Genomic DNA, 17676 nt, shown 5'->3' with positions numbered 1-17676 from the left:
TGCATGTGATCCGTTCAGATCAACTTAACCTGCGTCCCGACCGGCGTGCGGTCGAAGACCTCTTCTATATGTTCGTTGTAAAGGCCGATGCAGCCGTTTGATGATCTACGCCCGATTTTCCGCGTGTCTTGAGTTCCGTGGATCCTGTAGTATTGCCACGACAGATAGAGCGCACGCGTTCCCAAAGGATTGGAGGGATCTCCTCCAGGCACATAGGCTGGCCATTCCGGGTTGCGTTCACGCATTGAAGGGGTCGGCGCCCAACCTGGATTTTCCCGTTTCTCGACAACTTCTGTATACCCGCGCTTCGTCAATTCATCAGTCAAGGGAACAGAGGTCGGGTAAATCCGCATCTCTTCATCTTCTGTCCAGTGTTGGAGCACCTTTGTGACAGTATCCGAAATGATGATGCCCTTCCCGAGACGGTCAAAGTGATCACGCCAATTGTGGAGAACGAACGACGAGATATTGCGTCTTACCACACCAGCCTCTTCCGCCCGGAGAGTGTGGGGGGTCATCAAGAATGCGCCTGAAATTGCAATCAGGCTCCGCCTGTTCAAACTCGGTCTCTCTGCCATTTGTTCGTCCTTGGTTACTCAATTGGACGAGACAGGCATTGCTCAGATGGGGCTGAATCTCAACCGCAACAGGCCGCAAGATTTGTATCGAAGTGTATCCTTGACCTTCCAGCGGGAGATCAAGCTAAACAGGATACGTTGACCAAAATCAGAGGTGGATTCCATGCAAGAGGATAGCGAGTCAGGTGGCAATCGCCACGGAAAGTTGATGCACTGGGGCATGATGGCTTGCTGTGCTGTCATGCTTCTACCCATCGCAGCTTTCCTGATTGGCGGAGGCACCGTCGCAGGCCTTTGGGCAAACGCTACCGTCTTTGCGCCTCTGGTGCTCTGCGTTGGCGCCCATTTTGTGATGCACAAGATGATGGGGCGTTCATGCCATGGAAGCGACAAGCACAAGAAGACCGCCCCCCAGCCAGTGCTGATTGAAGATATGACCGACAGCGCCGTCCGGCGGTAAGTCGAAATGAGAACAAGAGCGCGGCTGGCGACTGTCTTCTTGGGAGCGATTTTCGTGAGCGCTTGTTCCGGCGGACCAGTCCTGTGCCCGACAAACCCGCCGCCAACTTTGTCGACAAAGTCACCAGAGCTGGAGCTGCCCAATGGATGTCGTCTGGCAGGGCCTATCTCCAACGGTGTGGGCCAGTTGGATTGTGTAAACGGCCGATCAGGCTTTGTTGCCACTCAAGTTCAAAGCCTGGAGATAGTGCGATGACCATCTGGCGCTCGCCAATCCGTCTTGCTTTCTGCGGTACCCTCGCTGCCGCAATGTTCTGGCTCTTGATCCCCTTTGCTGCAACGGCCGAGGTATCAGTCGCCCACAAGGTCACTGCGGTGGAAGCGCGGCTGATCTCCGCCGAGGATGCCGTTTCCGCCGAAGCTCAAACGCTCTCCGCCGGTCTGGATCTGAACCTTGCTGACGGATGGAAAACCTATTGGCGTTCGCCTGGCGAGGTTGGCATTCCGCCACAGATCGACTGGAGCGGGTCGACGAATGTCGCGGGCGTTGATTTCCTATGGCCTGCGCCCGAGCGGTTCACTGCCTTTGGCATCGAAAACTTCGGCTATCATGATGAGGTTGTCTTTCCACTTCAGATCACCCTGAAGGATCCTGGGGAACCTGTCGAACTCAGAGCAAACGTCAAGCTCTTGACCTGCTCAGCAGTTTGTGTCCCCCAGGATTTTGACTTGGCACTTTCGTTGCCTCAGGGGAACTCAATCGATCAAGTCTCGGCTAATCGTATCGGGGCATTTCTCGCACGCGTTCCGGCGGAAGGAGGAGCGGCAGGCGTGACCGCCGCCACATCCCATATAAACGATGATTTCACCCGCCTAACGATAGAAATAGCTGCCACGACTGCCTTCAAAACCCCGGACGTCTTTCCTGAAATTGGTGATGGCAACACGTTGGGGAAGCCCGACATTCGCCTTGGGGCAAGCGGGCGAACGCTTTGGGCTGAATTCCCAATTCTTGCCTACATGGCAGATACAGACGCGCCGCCACGGGTAACCGTGACGGACGGGCCGGATCACGCCCTCACCGTCACGCCAGATCGGGCAACAACCGCCCCAACTCCCCCTTTCAGTATTGATCGGGTGGTCCCCGGCATTGATCAAGTGATCTGGATCGCCATCATCGCTTTTCTTGGGGGCTTGATCCTGAACGCCATGCCTTGCGTGCTTCCTGTTCTGTCGATCAAGTTATCTTCTGCCCTGAAATCCGAAGGACGCGGCAATGCCCAAGTCAGGGCAGGCTTCTTGGCCGCCGCCGCCGGAGTCATGGTCTTTATGTGGGCACTCGCGGCTGTTCTCTTCGCATTGCAAAAGATTGGCGTTGCCGTCGGTTGGGGGCTCCAGTTCCAGAGCCCAACGTTCCTGGTTCTGATGCTCCTGATCCTTGGTCTGTTCACCGCAAACCTGTTTGGACTGTTCGAATTCTCTTTGCCTGCCGCCCTGACAACGCGGTTGATGAAAGCAGGAGGTACGGCCGGGTATGGAGCGGATTTTGCCACCGGATTTTTCGGGGCGGTCATGGCTACTCCCTGCTCCGCGCCGTTTCTTGGAACAGCTATCGCATTCGCACTTGCGGGGCGGGTGATAGACATCGCTGTCGTTTTCACCTTTCTCGGGTTAGGTCTGGCCAGCCCATATCTGTTGGTGGCCATCGTGCCGAACGTTGTTCGGTTCGTGCCCAAGCCCGGCCGCTGGATGATCGCCTTGAAAGCCGGCCTTGGCATCCTCCTGATGGGTACCGCGGCATGGCTGTTCTATGTCCTGCTCGGCGTTGCTGGATCGCGCGCGGCCCTAACAGTTGCATCTCTCGGTGCGGTTATGCTCTTCATAGCGGCATCGCCCTGGGTGCCAAGATCTCTTCGCTGGCCCTTTGGGCTGGCGCTGGCGGCACTCGCGGTCGCGGCCGCGCCATTCTTGGCAACACCCGCCGCACCCGATGCCCAAGCAGGAAAAATTGCCTGGGTCACATTTGACCGCGGCGATATTGCCCGTCGAGTATCACGCGGAGAGGTCGTTTTTGTCGATGTAACCGCCGATTGGTGTTTGACCTGCAAAGCCAACAAGGCGCTCGTTCTTGAACGCGACCCGGTTCTTTCGGCATTGAACAGCTCTGGTGTCACGCCGATGCTGGCCGACTGGACCCGCCCAGATGACGCGATCACCCGTTTTTTGGAGACCAACAACCGTTACGGCATTCCATTCAACGCGGTTTATGGGCCGTCTGCTCCCGAAGGAATTATCCTATCTGAAATATTGTCGACTCAGGATGTTCTTGCTGCTCTGCACGCGGCGCGTCCGGGGGCCGCTCAAGCAACGCTCATCGAGGACGATGTGAAGGTTTCCAGATTTGGAAACACTTTGGAGCAAAGTGCCGACTGAGTAATTTCGCCTAAGCTGCGCATCAAGGACGCCGAGTCAGGCAGCATTTAACGCCCTGATTTAGATCAACCACACCATCTGGATAGCGTGTTATAATCACCTAGGAAGGACTCAAATCATGCGATCAAGGCCACATATCGATGTCAGAAGAGTGTCGCGTATTCGCGTCAGCTTCGTCCTGATATTGATCGGAGCCTTGTTTTTCGGTCTCATTGCCGATGGTTTGCATGCGCATGAGGGCGAGCCTGCCGGGTTAGAGACGCAGATTGTTCAGGTCACCGACGCAAATTCCTCCGTCCACGTTATTCTGGACGCGGATTGCGGAATTCATCCCGGTTGCGCCGCTGCTCTGATCCCTAACGGGCTTGTCAGCGCAGTAGTTTCGAACCGTAGCACGCGAATGGTAATGTCGTGGCGGCAATCGGCGTCTTTCGCCGATGACGAATTCATACACGTCCCCATTCTCTTCTGAGCATTCCAGTCAGCGAGGTAGCGAAGCGCCTCCCTTTCGGCTTTTACGCCAATCGTGACGCTTAGGTTTTTCGACAGGCTCGTAGTCTGGATGTCCGGATTCTACCTGACCGCGCTCCTCACTTCATTCGCTCCTATCAACCGTGGATCCGCCGGTTTTCTGCCCTCGCCACGGCCACCGCATGATCTCGACCAGATAAAGGTTCCAAAAATGAACATGTCGTCCCGCATCGCCTATACGCTCGCCACTTTGTTCGTGTCAGCACCAGCTTTGGCCGCTCCGCCTACGGTCTTCATTCCAGAGGGCAGCGCCAATTCAGTCCTGATGGTTCAGGCGGAGACTGGAAAAGTCCTGCGTCGGATCAATGATGTCGAGGCGGTCCACGGTCTCGCAGGCGCACCCGGCGTGCCGTATCTGGTCGCCGGCAGCTATTCGGAGATCCCGCGCGAGGATGTCGCGTCGCTAGAAAAGCCCTCCACCGTGTCTGCAGACGATCACGCCGCGCACCACGCACCAAAGGCCGCGCCAATGGGGCCACCGGATGCCGGGATCAGTCTTCTCTCGATTCTGGACGCAAAAAGTGGCGATATCCTCCGCCGGATAGAGGTGCCGGGTGCCGTACATCATACGGCAGTTTCCCCTGATGGACGCTTTGCCGTTGCGACCCATCCGGCAGGTGACGGAATATCGGTGATTGACTTGGCGACTTTCGGCATGACGGCATTTGTCCCGACTGGATCGATGCCGAACTATGCAGCGTTCGGAACTGATCCAAATCTCGTCTACGTCTCCAACACCGGTAACGGAACGATCAGCGAAGTAGATCTGTCGCGGGGTATCGTTCGTCGCAACTTCATTGCAGGTGACACCCCGGAACATATGGCGGTTTCGCCCGAAACTGATCGACTCTTTGTCGCAGACGCGGACGCAGGTCAGGTTCTGGAACTGTCTTTGAGTACCGGTGAAAAGCTGCGGACCTTCGAAATTGGCGGCGAGATTCATGGACTGGGGCTGTCAAATGATGGGGCAACTTTGTTCGTCGCGGGTAGGGGAGAGGACAAACTCGCCTCAGTTGCACTCGCTACCGGGGAAGTGCGCACAGCCACGCTTGCACCAGAACCCTACCACCTGACGGTAATTCCAGGCTCCGACATCCTTTATGTCTCAAGCCGTGCAGAGCCCGTGGTTTGGCTCATCGATACCAGCTCACTGCAAACGCGTGAAACAGTTTCTGTCGAAGGAGAAGGACATCAGATGGTGGCGCTTCCCTGAAGGGCTGCCGATGGGAATGAAAGGCACAGGATCATGGCACAGGACACTCGCCCAACACTTCGTTTTCTGGGAGCCGCCGGAACAGTAACCGGATCGCGCTATCTGATTGAAACCGGGGATCGCCGCATTCTAGTTGATTGTGGCTTGTTTCAAGGCTTCAAATCGCTGCGGGACCGCAACCGCAAGGCGTTTCCGGTACGCCCCACCACCATTGACACCGTACTTCTGACGCACGCGCATCTCGATCATTCAGGCTATCTGCCTGCGCTGATCCGCGGCGGGTATCGAGGGAAGGTGATGTGTACCGAAGCGACGGAGGAACTCTGCGGCCTGATCCTGCCGGACAGCGGCCATATCCAGGAAGAGGAGGCACGTTTTGCCAAAAGGCACCGATACTCCAAGCACAAGAACCCCAAGCCGCTCTACACGTTGAAAGATGCTCAGGCGGCGCTTGAGCATTTGCACAGAGTTCCCTTCAACAGCACAGTCGATGTTGGTGACGGAATATCCGCAGAGTTCATCCCGGCGGGCCATTTGCTCGGTGCGGCGCAGATCCGTATCAGACTGCCAGGAAGGACAATCCACTTCAGTGGCGACCTCGGCCGACAGAACGACGCACTGATGCGACCACCACAACCGTTCTCAGGTGCGGACGTGTTGGTTTGTGAATCCACCTATGGCAATCGCCATCACGCAGCCATCGACGCGGAGGAAGAGCTTCTGCCAATCCTGAAACGTGTTTTCGGGCGGGGCGGTACGGTTCTCATCCCCTCATTCGCGGTTGGGCGCGCGCAGGGGCTTATGTATCACATTGCACGCCTGCAAAACCGCGGCGAGATCCCATATGTGCCGGTTTATCTCAACTCGCCAATGGCGATCGACGCGACCGAAATCTACCACGGCCATCACGAAGAACATCACGTTGCCTGGGAGGATTGCCTTGCGATGTTCCAGATCGCCAAGCGGGTCACTTCGGTCGAGGAGTCGAAGAAGCTGAACACGCAGCATGGCCCGATGATCATCATTTCGGCGAGCGGCATGTTGACCGGCGGGCGGATCCTGCATCACCTCGCCAGCTTCGGCGGCGACCCGCGCAACGCAATCCTGCTGTCGGGCTTTCAGGCTGGCGGTACCCGCGGGGCGGCACTGGCCGCTGGCGCGGACAGTCTGCGCATGTTCGGTCGAGATTTCCCGATCAGGGCAGAGGTGATCCAGCTCGAAGCCTTTTCCGGACATGCCGATGCCGAAGAGTTGCTGGCCTGGATGCGCGCGTCGGATCGCGCGCCGCGCATGACCTATGTGACTCACGGCGAACCTTCTGCCTCGGACCGGCTGCGCTGGCGGATCGAACATGAACTCGGCTGGCCTGCCCGCGCCCCCGAACACCTCGAAACGATCCGGCTGGACAATCCAAAATGACAGAAATCGACAATACGCTCGCCCTGTCCCGCGCGGGGATCGACACTTACCGGCAACCCGTTGTCTTCATGCGCGAAGACTGCCACGTCTGCCGCGCCGAAGGCTTCGCAGCCCTGACCCGGATCGAGGTCACGCTCGGCGACAGGTCGGTGATTGCCACGCTGAACGTGTTGACCAATGGCGACTGGCTGCCCGACGACACTGCCGCCTTGTCGGAAGAAGCCTGGGCCGCCCTGAAGCCCCAACCGGGGGACCGGGCAAGTTTTACGCACCCGGAGCCACCGGACTCCGTCTCAGCGATCCGCGCCAAGGTCTATGGAGAAACCCTTGAGCAGCAAAGGTTCGACGCAATCATTCGTGACGTCCTCGATCATCGTCTCTCCGATCTCGATCTGGCAGCCTTCATCACCGCCTGCGCGGGCGACCGGCTTTCGATTGCGGAAACCATCGCACTGACCCGATCCATGCAGGCGGCGGGCGAAACGCTGGATTGGGGCGGCGCCGAGATCTACGACAAGCATTGCGTCGGGGGGCTTCCAGGAAACCGCACCACGCCGATCATCGTTTCGATCATCGCGGCGGCGGGGCTGATGATCCCCAAGACCTCTTCTCGCGCGATCACTTCCCCCGCAGGCACGGCCGACACGATGGAGGTCATGGCTCCCGTCTCGCTCGACATCCCCGCGTTGAGACGCGTCGTCGAGGCTGAGGGCGGGTGCATCGTTTGGGGGGGCAACCTCGCTCTCAGCCCTGCGGACGATGTTCTGATCCGGATTGAACGGCCACTCGATTTCGACAGCGACGGACAGCTGGTGGCGAGCGTCTTGTCGAAGAAGGCTGCGGTCGGTGCGAAGCGCGTGCTGATCGATGTGCCCGTCGGACCAACGGCCAAGGTCCGCTCGGCGGAAACCGCCGCTGCGCTGGCAGAGCGGCTCCGCGCCGTTGGCAAGGCCATCGGCCTGACGCTCTCGATCCATCAAAGCGACGGGACTGCACCTGTCGGACGCGGAATTGGACCCGCACTTGAAGCCCAAGATGTCCTTGCCGTGCTACGCCGCAACGAGAACTTCCCTGTCGACCTGCGCGACCGTGCACTCGACATCGCTGGAGCGCTGCTGGACCTTGTCCCCGAGACGGGCGGCGCGGGCGGGCGAAAGGTGGCCGCACAGCTGCTCGACAGCGGCGCTGCCGAGGCGAAGTTCATTGCGATTTGCGATGCACAAGGCGGTTTCACTGAGCCCGGTGAGGCGCGTTATCATGCGGTGATCACCTCCCGCACGGCGGGGCGCCTCATTGCGATTGACAATCGCCGCATCGCGCGCACAGCGAAACTCGCCGGCGCACCGCGGCAGCAGCTCGCAGGGCTGCGCCTTCTGGTCCAGATCGGTGACCATATCGAATTTGGCAAGCCGCTGTTCGAGATCCACGCCGAAACGCTGGGAGAACTGGAATACGCCCGCTCCTATGCCGAGGCGCAATTGGGACTTTGCACAATTGAGGAGGCAAACTGATGACCATTATCGCCCCCTTTCCCGGCATGGAGCCATTGGCGCGCAGAATGGCGGCGACATCCGGTGCCGAAATCCAGCCGGTGGACTTGCACCATTTTCCCGATGGTGAAACCCTCGTGAAGCTCGGCGGCGATCCTGCAGGACGCGAAATCGCCTTCCTCGCCACGTTGCGCGATCCTGATCGGCTGGCGTTGCCTCTGCGTTTCGCAGCTCTGACGGCGCGCGAACTTGGGGCCGCGCGTGTGGGGCTGGTCGCGCCCTATCTTGGCTACATGCGCCAGGACAAGCGGTTTCATCCACGCGAAGCTGTGAGCGCCCCGATCTTCGCGGGATTTCTTGATGAATGTTTCGACTGGGTGATGACCGCTGACCCCCATCTGCATCGCAACCCGAGCCTTTCAGCGCTGTTCCGCATTCCCGCATATCGTGTCGCCACAGCCCCTCTGCTGGCCGACTGGATTGCGGCGAACGTTCCAGAGGCCGTGCTCCTTGGGCCTGACAGCGAAAGCCAGCAATGGGTGGCTGAAGTCGCCAGGCTCGCCGGACGCCCCTACGAAGTGCTGACAAAACATCGCTCCGGGGATCGGCAGGTCGAGATCAGCCTGCCGGGCAGCGCCGTTTTCCGACAGGGGACACCCGTGATCCTCGATGATATCGCCTCGTCCGGACACACGCTGATCCGAACGCTCGAACAACTCGAGCAGGCCGGTGCCCGACCTGCGACTTGCGTAATTATCCACGCGGTTTTCGCACACGGCGCAGAGGAAGCAATCCGCCATGCCGGTGCCGCGCGGATCGTCAGTACCGATACGATTCCACACTCAACGAACGCAGTCTGCGTCGGCGAGCTGTTAGCGACAGAAATGAAAGTTGCTCAATGCGCCACTTGACCTTCCAGTTACTGGAAGAATTAGGTTTGAGGCAATGAGCTAGAAATACGGGAAAGGATCCCCGAATGAACAACCATCACGAACATGCCAACGGATCTGACGATCAAGTTCCTTCTGGCTACGCGGGCACGGTCTTCACTTGCCCGATGCACCCCGAGGTACGCCGCGCCGAACCGGGAGATTGCCCGAAATGCCAGATGCATCTGGTGCCGGAGGGCGAGCCCTCGCAACACCACGCCCATCATCAGCACACGGGCGACGCGGTGGAGCCAAACCACTTGGACTCGGTTCCCAACGACTACACTGGCCCGGTTTATACCTGTCCGATGCACCCTCAGGTGCGCCAGACGCATCCCGGGTCTTGTCCGATCTGCGGTATGGGGCTGGAACTGGAATCGGCCGCCATGGAAGCGGAAGGCCCGAACCCGGAGCTTGTGGACTTCAGCCGTCGTTTCTGGGTGGGGGCCATTTTGACCGTACCGCTCCTTGTGCTGACCATGGGCCCCTATCTTGGCCTGAGCGGGGTGCGCGAGATATTCGGTGAACGCGTCACCCTCTGGGTCGAACTCGCGCTCGGGACACCCGTTGTCTTTTGGTCCGGCTGGCCTTTCCTTGTTCGTGGCTGGAACTCGTTCCGGACAAGGAACCTCAATATGTTCAGTCTCATTGCCATGGGTGTAAGCGCCGCATGGCTGTTCAGCATCATCGCCGTCCTGGCACCGGGCATATTCCCCGATGGGTTCCGGGATGCCGAAGGGCATGTCGGCGTCTATTTCGAGGCGGCGGCTGTGATCGTCACGCTGGTCCTTGTGGGACAGGTGATGGAGCTGCGCGCTCGCGAAGGCACTGGCAAGGCGATCCGTGCTCTTCTGGATATGGCCGCCAAGACGGCACGTATTATCCGCGACGACGGAAGCGAGGAAGAGGTTCCATTGGAACAGGTCCAGGTCGGCGACCGACTACGTGTGCGACCCGGTGACAAGGTGCCGGTCGATGGTATGGTCGTCGAAGGCAGGTCCTCAGTTGACGAAAGCATGATCACGGGCGAGCCGGTACCGGTAGAAAAGGTCGGAGGAGACCCTGTAACGGGCGCCACGATCAACGGAACCGGCAGCCTGATCATGGAGGCGACGCGCGTCGGCGCCGACACGATGCTGAGCCAAATCGTCGAGATGGTGGCCAATGCGCAGCGGTCTCGCGCGCCGATCCAGAAATACGCCGACAAGGTCTCCGGATATTTCGTGCCTGCAGTTATTGGCATCGCCGTGCTGGCCTTCATTGGCTGGGCCATTTGGGGCCCGGTCCCGGCCCTTTCCTATGCTCTTATTGCGGCCGTTGCCGTTCTCATCATCGCTTGTCCCTGTGCCCTCGGCCTTGCGACACCGATGTCTATCATGACGGCGACGGGGCGCGGCGCGCAGGCGGGTGTCCTGATCAGGAATGCAGAGGCACTGGAACGGTTCGAGAAGGTCGATACCCTGATCGTCGACAAGACCGGCACGCTGACGGAAGGCAAGCCGAAACTTGTCGGCGTCTACCCTGAACCGGGTCACGATGAGGTAGAAGTGCTTCGGCTTGCCGCATCGCTGGAACGCGGCTCCGAGCATCCTCTCGCGGAAGCCATCGTACGCGGTGCTGAAGAGCGTGGCGTCGACCTGGCAAAAGCCGACGCCTTCGAGGCGGTCACCGGCAAGGGCGTCAAAGGCACGGTGGACGGGCGGGTAGTGGCGCTCGGCAACGTGAAACTCCTGACTGACCTCGGACTTGATGCAGCAGAGCTTCGGGACAAGGCGGATGCCCGTCGGGATAATGGCGAAACGGTTATGTTTGTCGTCGTCGAGAATGACGTTGCCGGTCTTGTCAGCGTCGCAGACCCGGTAAAGGCGACCACACCGGCCGCCCTGAAGGAACTGCACGCACTTGGGTTCCGTATTATCATGGCGACGGGAGACAATGAGCGTACCGCTAGGGCCGTCGCGTCCAGTCTAGGCATCGACGAGATCCGCGCCGATGTGATGCCGGAAGACAAAGCGAAGATCATCAAGGAACTTCAGGCCAAGGGGCACAAGGTTGCCATGGCCGGCGACGGTGTCAACGATGCACCTGCCCTGGCTCAGGCCGATGTCGGGATTGCCATGGGCACCGGCGCCGATGTGGCCATTGAGAGCGCAGGGTTCACGCTCGTCAAAGGGAACCTCGACGGTATCGTGCGTGCGCGCAAACTCGCCCGCGCGACCATGCGGAACATACGCCAGAACCTGTTCTTTGCTCTGATCTACAACACTGCGGGCGTGCCCGTCGCTGCGGGGATCTTGTTCCCATTCCTCGGGATCTTGATCAGTCCGATGTTTGCGGCCTTTGCCATGAGCGCTTCCTCAATCTCGGTCGTCCTAAACTCCCTTCGGCTACGGCGCGCGCAGATTTGAGGGGAAACAAGAACGATCGCGAGGTCCATCAGACCGTTCAATAAACAGTATTGGGTACAATCCATCGCCGGAGAAGGGGCAACAGCGTTCAGACAATCACCTGCAAACCAAGGAGACCAAAATGACCTACATTTCCAGACAGATGATCTTAGCCATTGCTGTGGTGTGGGGGCTGCCAGTCGGCGCCCAAGACAGCGGGCATATGACAGATAATGGGGCGATGAGTCAGATGATGAGCTCCGGACTGTTCCTGCCAAACATGGATGCAGCCAAGGGGCGTGCGCTGTTCGCCTCGAAAGGCTGTGTCGTTTGTCATTCTATCAACGGGGTCGGAGGCGAGGATGCCCCCGCCCTTGATGCAGCGTATATGGACCTGCCAATGAACCCGTTTGAATTTGCCGCCCGAATGTGGCGCGGCGCGCCGGCGATGGTCGCTGCCCAAGAGGATGAGCTCGGCGGGCAAATTGAATTCACAGGTCAGGAGCTTGCCGATATCATCGCGTTCGTTCACGATTCCGAAGAACAGAAGGCATTCTCTGCCGGCGACATCCCCGAAAAGATTGAAGAAATGATGCACCAAATGGGTGAGGAGGATCACGACTGAAGCGTCAGGGGATATCGCAGTAGAATAAGGCAATGCGTCAAAGTTTCATTTGCGCCCTAAGATGCCGATCCTATGGCGGACCGCTTCTGCGCCAGCCAAAGTAATCCAAATCCCGCGGCTAACATCGGCAAGGAAAGGACTTGCCCCATCGTAAGCCCCCAGTCACCAAACTGCACAACATACCCAATCGGATTGTTCACGTCTGCGAATTGAGCGTCGGGCTGGCGAAACAACTCTACAAAACTTCTCGCAAAACCATATCCGGCCAGGAAGAGCCCGCAAATTGCCCCTGGTGTCCTAAGCCATCCGCGCCGCCACGCAAGGAATAGGAGAGCGAAGCCAAGCAACAGGCCTTCCAAAAGGGCTTCGTACAGTTGCGAAGGATGCCGTGCGCAAATGTCGGTTATTCCCGGGCATGATTGCGCTGCGTCACCGGGAAATATGACGGCCCAGGGCATGTCCGATGGGCGGCCCCATAGTTCATTGTTTATGAAATTTGCGATCCGGCCCAAGAACAAGCCCGGAGGCGTTGCCAGAGCGAGAAGGTCAGCCATGCTCAGGAGCGGCATACGCTGACGGATGCCATAAACAAGCGCGGCAATGGTTACTCCAGCAAACCCACCATGAAATGACATTCCCCCTTGCCAGACCTTCAGAATTTCTAACGGATTGGCAAGATAGAACCCGCGCTGATAGAACATCACGAACCCTAACCGCCCGCCAACGATCACCCCGATGATAATCCAGGTCAAAAGATCCTCAATTTGGCGCGGTGTTAGCGGGGCGCCCGATGCAGGCCACAGAGCGGCGCGTTTGACCGTGGCAACACAAATTCTCCAGCCGACGAGAAGGCCGATGATATAGGCCAACGCATACCAGCGGAGAGTCAACGTAAACGTGCCGATCTCAACCGAAAATATATCCGGCCCGATATTTGGGAACGGAAGTGCGGACAAAGGCATGGACATTCTTTCTAGTCATTCGGGTGAGGTCGGATCGTGCACATACGCCGTTCGTGCTCTCTCATGGTTTGTTCATCGCGAGTGAAGCTTCCGCGGGCTATTGGCCCGACTGGAGTTCTTCCAAGGACTGCAAAATGACACTTTGGCGCGGGTCTTCGGAGGAAACGGGCACCAATAGCTCTTTGGCTCGACTGTACGCGTTCAAGGCGAGGTCAGTTTCGCCGAGCACCCTGTAGGCCCTGCCAAGACGCATCCATCCATCGATATCGTCTGGTTCAGCCTCAAGGCGTGTTGCCAAACGTTCCACCATGGATCGGATAAATGCATCTCGATCGACATCATCCATCTGGCTGGCCGCTTCGACATCTGCAGCAGTGGGGCCGGGCGAATTGCCTGACATTACTGGAGCATAATCCGACAAACTGATAGGCGCTCGGCCTAGTGCCGCACCTATCCGGTTTGCTTCCGCGACAAATGTTTCCATCCAGGGTGCGAACCCATCCACTTCGTCCAATCGCGTGAGAAGACGATTGTAGGCCTGCTCATTCGCACCCGCTTGCGCAAGCCCGACAGCATCGTAAAAAGTTCCAGCAGGATTGGTCGGATCGAGCTCAAGTGCTCTTGCAATGGCCCGCTTCGCTTGGGGTGTCACGATCCCCTGTTCGGAAACGATGAGAGCTTCCGCATAGATCGAAAACACAGCAGAATCGGCATTCATGGATTGTGTTGCACGCTCGTAGGCCGATGCGGCATCCGAAGCGCGGCCCAATTTCATGAAGGTCTGTCCAAGGAGCATCCAGCCCTCCAAGGCTCCGCCTTCTGAATCCGCCTGCAACCGCTGCAATAGCTTCTGCGCCAACGCTTCGATTTCACGATTTTGCGCGACCTCTGCCTGGCGATCCTCGAAAGCGATGCTGGATAGGTTTGGCGCTCCAGCAAAACTGTAATACCCCGCCGCGAACAGCGGCACAAAGACCGCAGCAGCCATGAGTATGACCCTGCCGCCGCCGCTGGATTCCCCGGTGTTTTTTACTCTCCCCACGGAGAGAACCCGCCGCTTGATTTCCTGTCGCGCCGCATGCGCCTCTGCGACTGAAAGCAGGCCGCGTTCAGCATCCCGATCGACTTCAGACAACTGGTCCTTCAAAACTGCGAGAGTCCTGTCTTCGGCCGGACCTTGCACCAAGGCAGGCTTCCACGCCGAAGCCGCAACAATCCCTGAGGCAGTCAAGGCGAGGACTGCCATTGCAATCCATATCATCGGTGGTCCCCTTCGCTGGATGAAGTGAAAATGCGTGCGACCTCGGCCTCCTCGTCATCGCTCAGGTCTGCGATTTTTTTTCTTTTTCGAGAGCCCATCAGGATGCCGCCACCGATCCCCAGAGCCAAGAGCCCAAGGAGTGGGGGGGTAAACCAGAGAGCGTAGGTCTCGGGTTTAAACGGAGGCTTCAGTAGAACGTAGTCGCCGTATCTCGCTTGGATGAAAGCAATTGCATCTTCGTTCGTGTCACCCGCAACCAACCGTTCCCGGACCAAAAGTCGTAGGTCGCGCGCAACGCCGGCGTTCGAGCTGTCAATATCCTGATTTTGGCAAACTACGCAGCGAAGCTGCCTGGAAACCTCCCGTGCCCGAGCCTCGAGGATTGGATCGGAGAGGATTTCGTCGGGCTCAACAGCCTGCGCAGACATTGGCATGATGAGTGCCAACACAAGGAAGAAACTACGCATGTCAGCTCCTCTCCTCTAACACACCCGCTTGTCGGAGAGCTTGGCGAAAGGCTGATACAGCCTCTTCACCGACGATCGGGCCGACGTATCGGTAGAGCACCGTTCCATCGCCTCCGACAATGAATGTCTCGGGCACACCCGAAATCCCCCACTCGATCCCGGCACGACCTGACAGATCCGAGCCAATACGTTCGTACGGGTTCCCGAGATTTCGAAGCCAATTGACCGCGTCTGCGGGTTGATCCTTGTAGTTGATCCCGAACAAACGCACGCCATCGCGCTCAACCAAAGCGCTCAGAACCGCGTGTTCGGCACGACAGGGAACGCACCAGGAAGCGAAGACATTGACGACGACTGGCGTTGGGTTTCCGAGCAGGTTTTCCCGAGACAGTCCCTGTACATCAAGACCCGGCACCGGCCCGAGATTGAACGAGGGAGCTGGCTGAGAAATGAGAACCGAAGGAATCTCGCTTGGGTCACGATTGGGATTCAGGCCCCACAAGAAAAATCCGCCGACAATCACTGCCAGTACCAAGGGAATAATCGCTACAGCTCGTTTCATTGCTCACTCCGCTGCGACCGGTTTCGTGGATCGTGCCTTGGAGCTTTGGGGTGCCCCGACACGGAAGCGGCGATCGGACAAGGACAGACTGCCGCCTATGACAAGCATGGCCGCACCCAACCAAAGCAAGCCGACGAATGGCTCATAGAGAATACGCAGAGTCCAGGCACCGCTCTCTTCGGCTTTGTCCAGAGAGGGTTCCGTGATCGAAGCGTATAGGTCTCCCGCCAGGGTTGACCGTATCGCCGATTCTGTTGTCGTACTTTGTGCGACCGGATAGCTGCGCCGCTCAGGTTTGAGAGCCGTCACGAAAGAGCCGCCCCTTTCGACGCGCAGGGTTCCCTGATCCGCAATATAGTTCGGGCCACGAACGCGCTGCACACCTTCAAATGTGACATCAAATCCCGCAATGTTGACACTCGTGCCGGGCTCTACAAATGCGATCTCTTCAGATTTCCAAACCGAAGAGCCAATCATGCCGATCATCAAGACCGCAACTCCCGCATGAGCGAGCGTCATTCCATGCGCCGCGCGGGGCAAATTGCGGGCACGCCGGATGCTTTCCTGGAGCGGAACCTCGAACAAACGAACCCGCAGCGCCCATTCACGTAAGGAAGCAAAAAACAACCAAAGCGCGATGAGGATCGAAAGATATGCCAACACGGGCCCGCCTTTGGCGAAATACCAAATTGCGAGCGTTGCCAGCACCGCCAGCACCACCACGAAGCGGACACGTTGAAGCACTCCGACCAGATCGGCTCGTTTCCAGGACAAAAACGGCCCGAGACCCATGACAAAAACCAAGGGGAGCATCATTGGTACGAACGCGCCATTGAAGAACGGCGGACCGACGGAAATCTTGTCACCAGAAACGGCTTCGAGAAACAGCGGATAAAGCGTACCGAACAGAACCGTGCCAGTCGCTGTAGCCAGGATCAGGTTGTTTAGCAACAACCCTGCCTCTCGACTAATCGGCTTAAACAACCCGCCACCTTCCATCATTGGCGCCCGCCACGCATAGAGTGCAAGTGAGCCACCAATTGAAATCGCAAGCAGGCCAAGAATGTATAGGCCTCGCTCCGGATCCACGGCAAAAGCATGCACAGAGGTCAGCAAGCCAGACCGAACCACAAATGTGCCGAGGAGTGACAGCGAAAACGTCAAGATCGCGAGCAGGATTGTCCAGCTTTTGAACGCGTCACGCTTTTCAGTGACAATCGCCGAATGGAGAAGTGCTGTCCCGAGAAGCCAGGGCATAAAACTGACATTTTCAACCGGGTCCCAGAACCACCATCCACCCCAACCCAGTTCGTAATATGCCCACCACGATCCGAGAGCTATCCCCGCAGTCAGGCTGATCCACGCGGCCAGTGTCCAGGGTCGAACCCATCTTGCCCAGGCTGTGTCGATCCGTCCCTCGATCAAGGCTGCGGCTGCAAACGAAAAGACGATCGAGAAGCCGACATATCCAAAATACAGCAGCGGCGGGTGCATCGCGAGGCCGATATCCTGGAGCAGAGGATTGAGGTCAGCGCCATCAAGCGGCGGAGGAAAGACGCGCTCGAACGGATTGGATGTAAAGAGAAGGAAGGACAGAAACCCGACGCTGATCCATGCCTGCATTGCCAAAGTTCGCGCTCGAAGTGTTTCCGGTAGGTTTGAGCCGAAAGCAGCAACCGCAGCACCGAAGATGGTCAGAATGAAGACCCAGAGCAGCAACGATCCTTCATGACTTCCCCAAGTCGCCGCGACTTTGAAGATCATTGGTTTCAGCGAATGCGAATTGTTCGCGACGTTCAAAACAGTGAAATCAGAGACAACAAAAGCGCGCATCAAGGCGGCAAAGGCAAGTCCGACGAAGACGACCTGCCCAAAAGCAGTTGACCGGGCTGAACGCATCCAGAGAAGATTGCCCCGGGCCGCGCCGAAAAGAGGAATAGTCGATTGGACGATGGCCAACGCCAATGCGAGGGCCAGCACAAAATGGCCGAGTTCCGGGGTCATAGGAGCCTCATGATCTTTGGCAGTGGGATCGACTGGTGATCAGTTTCTCAGTCGTCTAAAGCGGCCTTGCGCTTGCGATACTCGTCTTCATCAATCTCACCGCGCGCGAAGCGATCCCTGAGAATGTCCTGAGCACTAGACCCGGAAACACGGTCCTTTTCGCTGAACCAGCGAACGGCGAAGAATATCAGCGCAATAATCACGCCCCAGAACACGATCATCATCAGCCCTCCCAGCATTCCAAATCCACCGCCCCACATGTGGCCGTAATAATCTCCGCCTGGGTCCGCCATGGCGGCCGTCGCGAACAGCGTGAATGCTGCGGTTGTGTTGGTAAGTCTAAGCATGTCGGTTTC

15 protein-coding genes are annotated in these 17676 nt (G+C 58.1%); 8 read left to right on the top strand and 7 right to left on the bottom strand.

Annotation, left to right across the window (positions count from 1 at the left end; genetic code table 11):
- Positions 1-14: 14 nt before the first annotated feature.
- Positions 15-518, bottom strand: coding sequence for a L,D-transpeptidase (locus BMI89_RS17120; protein WP_229861856.1), 504 nt, complete (start codon positions 516-518; stop codon positions 15-17).
- 223 nt (positions 519-741) lie between these two features.
- Here BMI89_RS17120 and BMI89_RS17115 point away from each other — a divergent pair, with 223 nt between their 5' ends.
- The 8 genes from BMI89_RS17115 (at position 742) to BMI89_RS17075 (ending at position 12064) form a co-directional block, all read left to right on the top strand.
- Positions 742-1038 carry a DUF2933 domain-containing protein gene (locus tag BMI89_RS17115; RefSeq protein ID WP_009573635.1) on the top strand — a complete coding sequence of 99 codons (297 nt, stop codon included), beginning with the start codon at positions 742-744 and terminating at the stop codon, positions 1036-1038.
- Positions 1039-1289: 251 nt separating this feature from the next.
- On the top strand, positions 1290-3470 hold the full coding sequence (locus BMI89_RS17110; RefSeq protein WP_009573630.1) for a protein-disulfide reductase DsbD domain-containing protein: 2181 nt from the start codon (positions 1290-1292) through the stop codon (positions 3468-3470).
- Positions 3471-4032: 562 nt separating this feature from the next.
- On the top strand, positions 4033-5214 hold the full coding sequence (locus tag BMI89_RS17100; RefSeq protein WP_229861855.1) for a YncE family protein: 1182 nt from the start codon (positions 4033-4035) through the stop codon (positions 5212-5214).
- Positions 5215-5247: 33 nt separating this feature from the next.
- Positions 5248-6633: an MBL fold metallo-hydrolase gene (locus BMI89_RS17095; protein ID WP_009573627.1), complete on the top strand. Its 1386-nt coding sequence runs from the start codon at positions 5248-5250 to the stop codon at positions 6631-6633.
- Positions 6630-8144, top strand: a complete 1515-nt coding sequence (locus BMI89_RS17090) for a thymidine phosphorylase family protein (RefSeq protein ID WP_009573626.1) — start codon at positions 6630-6632, stop codon at positions 8142-8144. The genes BMI89_RS17095 and BMI89_RS17090 overlap by 4 nt, the downstream gene beginning before the upstream one ends.
- A complete protein-coding gene (locus tag BMI89_RS17085; RefSeq protein WP_009573625.1) occupies positions 8144-9034 on the top strand; it encodes a ribose-phosphate diphosphokinase in 891 nt (296 codons plus the stop codon). The genes BMI89_RS17090 and BMI89_RS17085 overlap by 1 nt, the downstream gene beginning before the upstream one ends.
- A 65-nt stretch (positions 9035-9099) precedes the next feature.
- On the top strand, positions 9100-11460 hold the full coding sequence (locus BMI89_RS17080) for a copper-translocating P-type ATPase (RefSeq protein ID WP_009573624.1): 2361 nt from the start codon (positions 9100-9102) through the stop codon (positions 11458-11460).
- Between the two features lie 121 nt (positions 11461-11581).
- Entirely contained in the window at positions 11582-12064 is a 483-nt protein-coding gene (locus BMI89_RS17075) for a cytochrome c (protein WP_028095400.1), read from the top strand.
- Positions 12065-12120: 56 nt separating this feature from the next.
- On the opposite strand, the gene lgt is transcribed toward BMI89_RS17075, so the two are convergent.
- The 6 genes from lgt to BMI89_RS21025 all read right to left on the bottom strand — a co-directional run bounded on the left by lgt (position 12121) and on the right by BMI89_RS21025 (position 17667).
- The gene (gene lgt / locus BMI89_RS17070) at positions 12121-13026 is read right to left on the bottom strand and encodes a prolipoprotein diacylglyceryl transferase (protein WP_028095401.1); all 906 of its coding nucleotides are present in this window, start codon (positions 13024-13026) and stop codon (positions 12121-12123) included.
- A 97-nt stretch (positions 13027-13123) separates the two neighbouring features.
- On the bottom strand, positions 13124-14287 hold the full coding sequence (ccmI, locus tag BMI89_RS17065; RefSeq protein ID WP_038068299.1) for a c-type cytochrome biogenesis protein CcmI: 1164 nt from the start codon (positions 14285-14287) through the stop codon (positions 13124-13126).
- Positions 14284-14754 (bottom strand): cytochrome c-type biogenesis protein, encoded by a 471-nt coding sequence (locus tag BMI89_RS17060; protein ID WP_028095417.1) that lies wholly within the window; start codon positions 14752-14754, stop codon positions 14284-14286. Before BMI89_RS17060 ends, ccmI begins: the two co-directional genes overlap by 4 nt.
- Before the next feature lies 1 nt (position 14755).
- Positions 14756-15316, bottom strand: coding sequence for a DsbE family thiol:disulfide interchange protein (locus BMI89_RS17055; RefSeq protein WP_038068298.1), 561 nt, complete (start codon positions 15314-15316; stop codon positions 14756-14758).
- Between the two features lie 3 nt (positions 15317-15319).
- Positions 15320-17320 carry a heme lyase CcmF/NrfE family subunit gene (locus BMI89_RS17050; protein ID WP_028095416.1) on the bottom strand — a complete coding sequence of 667 codons (2001 nt, stop codon included), beginning with the start codon at positions 17318-17320 and terminating at the stop codon, positions 15320-15322.
- Positions 17321-17367: 47 nt separating this feature from the next.
- Complete coding sequence (locus tag BMI89_RS21025; RefSeq protein WP_198431755.1) at positions 17368-17667, bottom strand: SHOCT domain-containing protein; 300 nt, start codon at positions 17665-17667, stop codon at positions 17368-17370.
- Between the last annotated feature and the right edge of the window lie 9 nt (positions 17668-17676).

The organism is Thioclava sp. F36-7, from assembly GCF_002020075.1.
In the GTDB taxonomy this organism is placed as follows: Bacteria; Pseudomonadota; Alphaproteobacteria; order Rhodobacterales; family Rhodobacteraceae; genus Thioclava; species Thioclava sediminum.
This window is presented reverse-complemented; position numbering and strand designations above follow the sequence as displayed.

What these genes read in the sequence shown, in the direction of transcription:
- BMI89_RS17120 (WP_229861856.1), bottom strand. Translation starts at nt 518, where the DNA reads ATGACCCCCCACACTCTCCGGGCGGAAGAGGCTGGTGTGGTAAGACGC.
- BMI89_RS17115 (WP_009573635.1), top strand. Translation starts at nt 742, where the DNA reads ATGCAAGAGGATAGCGAGTCAGGTGGCAATCGCCACGGAAAGTTGATG.
- BMI89_RS17110 (WP_009573630.1), top strand. Translation starts at nt 1,290, where the DNA reads ATGACCATCTGGCGCTCGCCAATCCGTCTTGCTTTCTGCGGTACCCTC.
- BMI89_RS17100 (WP_229861855.1), top strand. Translation starts at nt 4,033, where the DNA reads ATGTCCGGATTCTACCTGACCGCGCTCCTCACTTCATTCGCTCCTATC.
- BMI89_RS17095 (WP_009573627.1), top strand. Translation starts at nt 5,248, where the DNA reads ATGGCACAGGACACTCGCCCAACACTTCGTTTTCTGGGAGCCGCCGGA.
- BMI89_RS17090 (WP_009573626.1), top strand. Translation starts at nt 6,630, where the DNA reads ATGACAGAAATCGACAATACGCTCGCCCTGTCCCGCGCGGGGATCGAC.
- BMI89_RS17085 (WP_009573625.1), top strand. Translation starts at nt 8,144, where the DNA reads ATGACCATTATCGCCCCCTTTCCCGGCATGGAGCCATTGGCGCGCAGA.
- BMI89_RS17080 (WP_009573624.1), top strand. Translation starts at nt 9,100, where the DNA reads ATGAACAACCATCACGAACATGCCAACGGATCTGACGATCAAGTTCCT.
- BMI89_RS17075 (WP_028095400.1), top strand. Translation starts at nt 11,582, where the DNA reads ATGACCTACATTTCCAGACAGATGATCTTAGCCATTGCTGTGGTGTGG.
- lgt (WP_028095401.1), bottom strand. Translation starts at nt 13,026, where the DNA reads ATGCCTTTGTCCGCACTTCCGTTCCCAAATATCGGGCCGGATATATTT.
- ccmI (WP_038068299.1), bottom strand. Translation starts at nt 14,287, where the DNA reads ATGATATGGATTGCAATGGCAGTCCTCGCCTTGACTGCCTCAGGGATT.
- BMI89_RS17060 (WP_028095417.1), bottom strand. Translation starts at nt 14,754, where the DNA reads ATGCGTAGTTTCTTCCTTGTGTTGGCACTCATCATGCCAATGTCTGCG.
- BMI89_RS17055 (WP_038068298.1), bottom strand. Translation starts at nt 15,316, where the DNA reads ATGAAACGAGCTGTAGCGATTATTCCCTTGGTACTGGCAGTGATTGTC.
- BMI89_RS17050 (WP_028095416.1), bottom strand. Translation starts at nt 17,320, where the DNA reads ATGACCCCGGAACTCGGCCATTTTGTGCTGGCCCTCGCATTGGCGTTG.
- BMI89_RS21025 (WP_198431755.1), bottom strand. Translation starts at nt 17,667, where the DNA reads ATGCTTAGACTTACCAACACAACCGCAGCATTCACGCTGTTCGCGACG.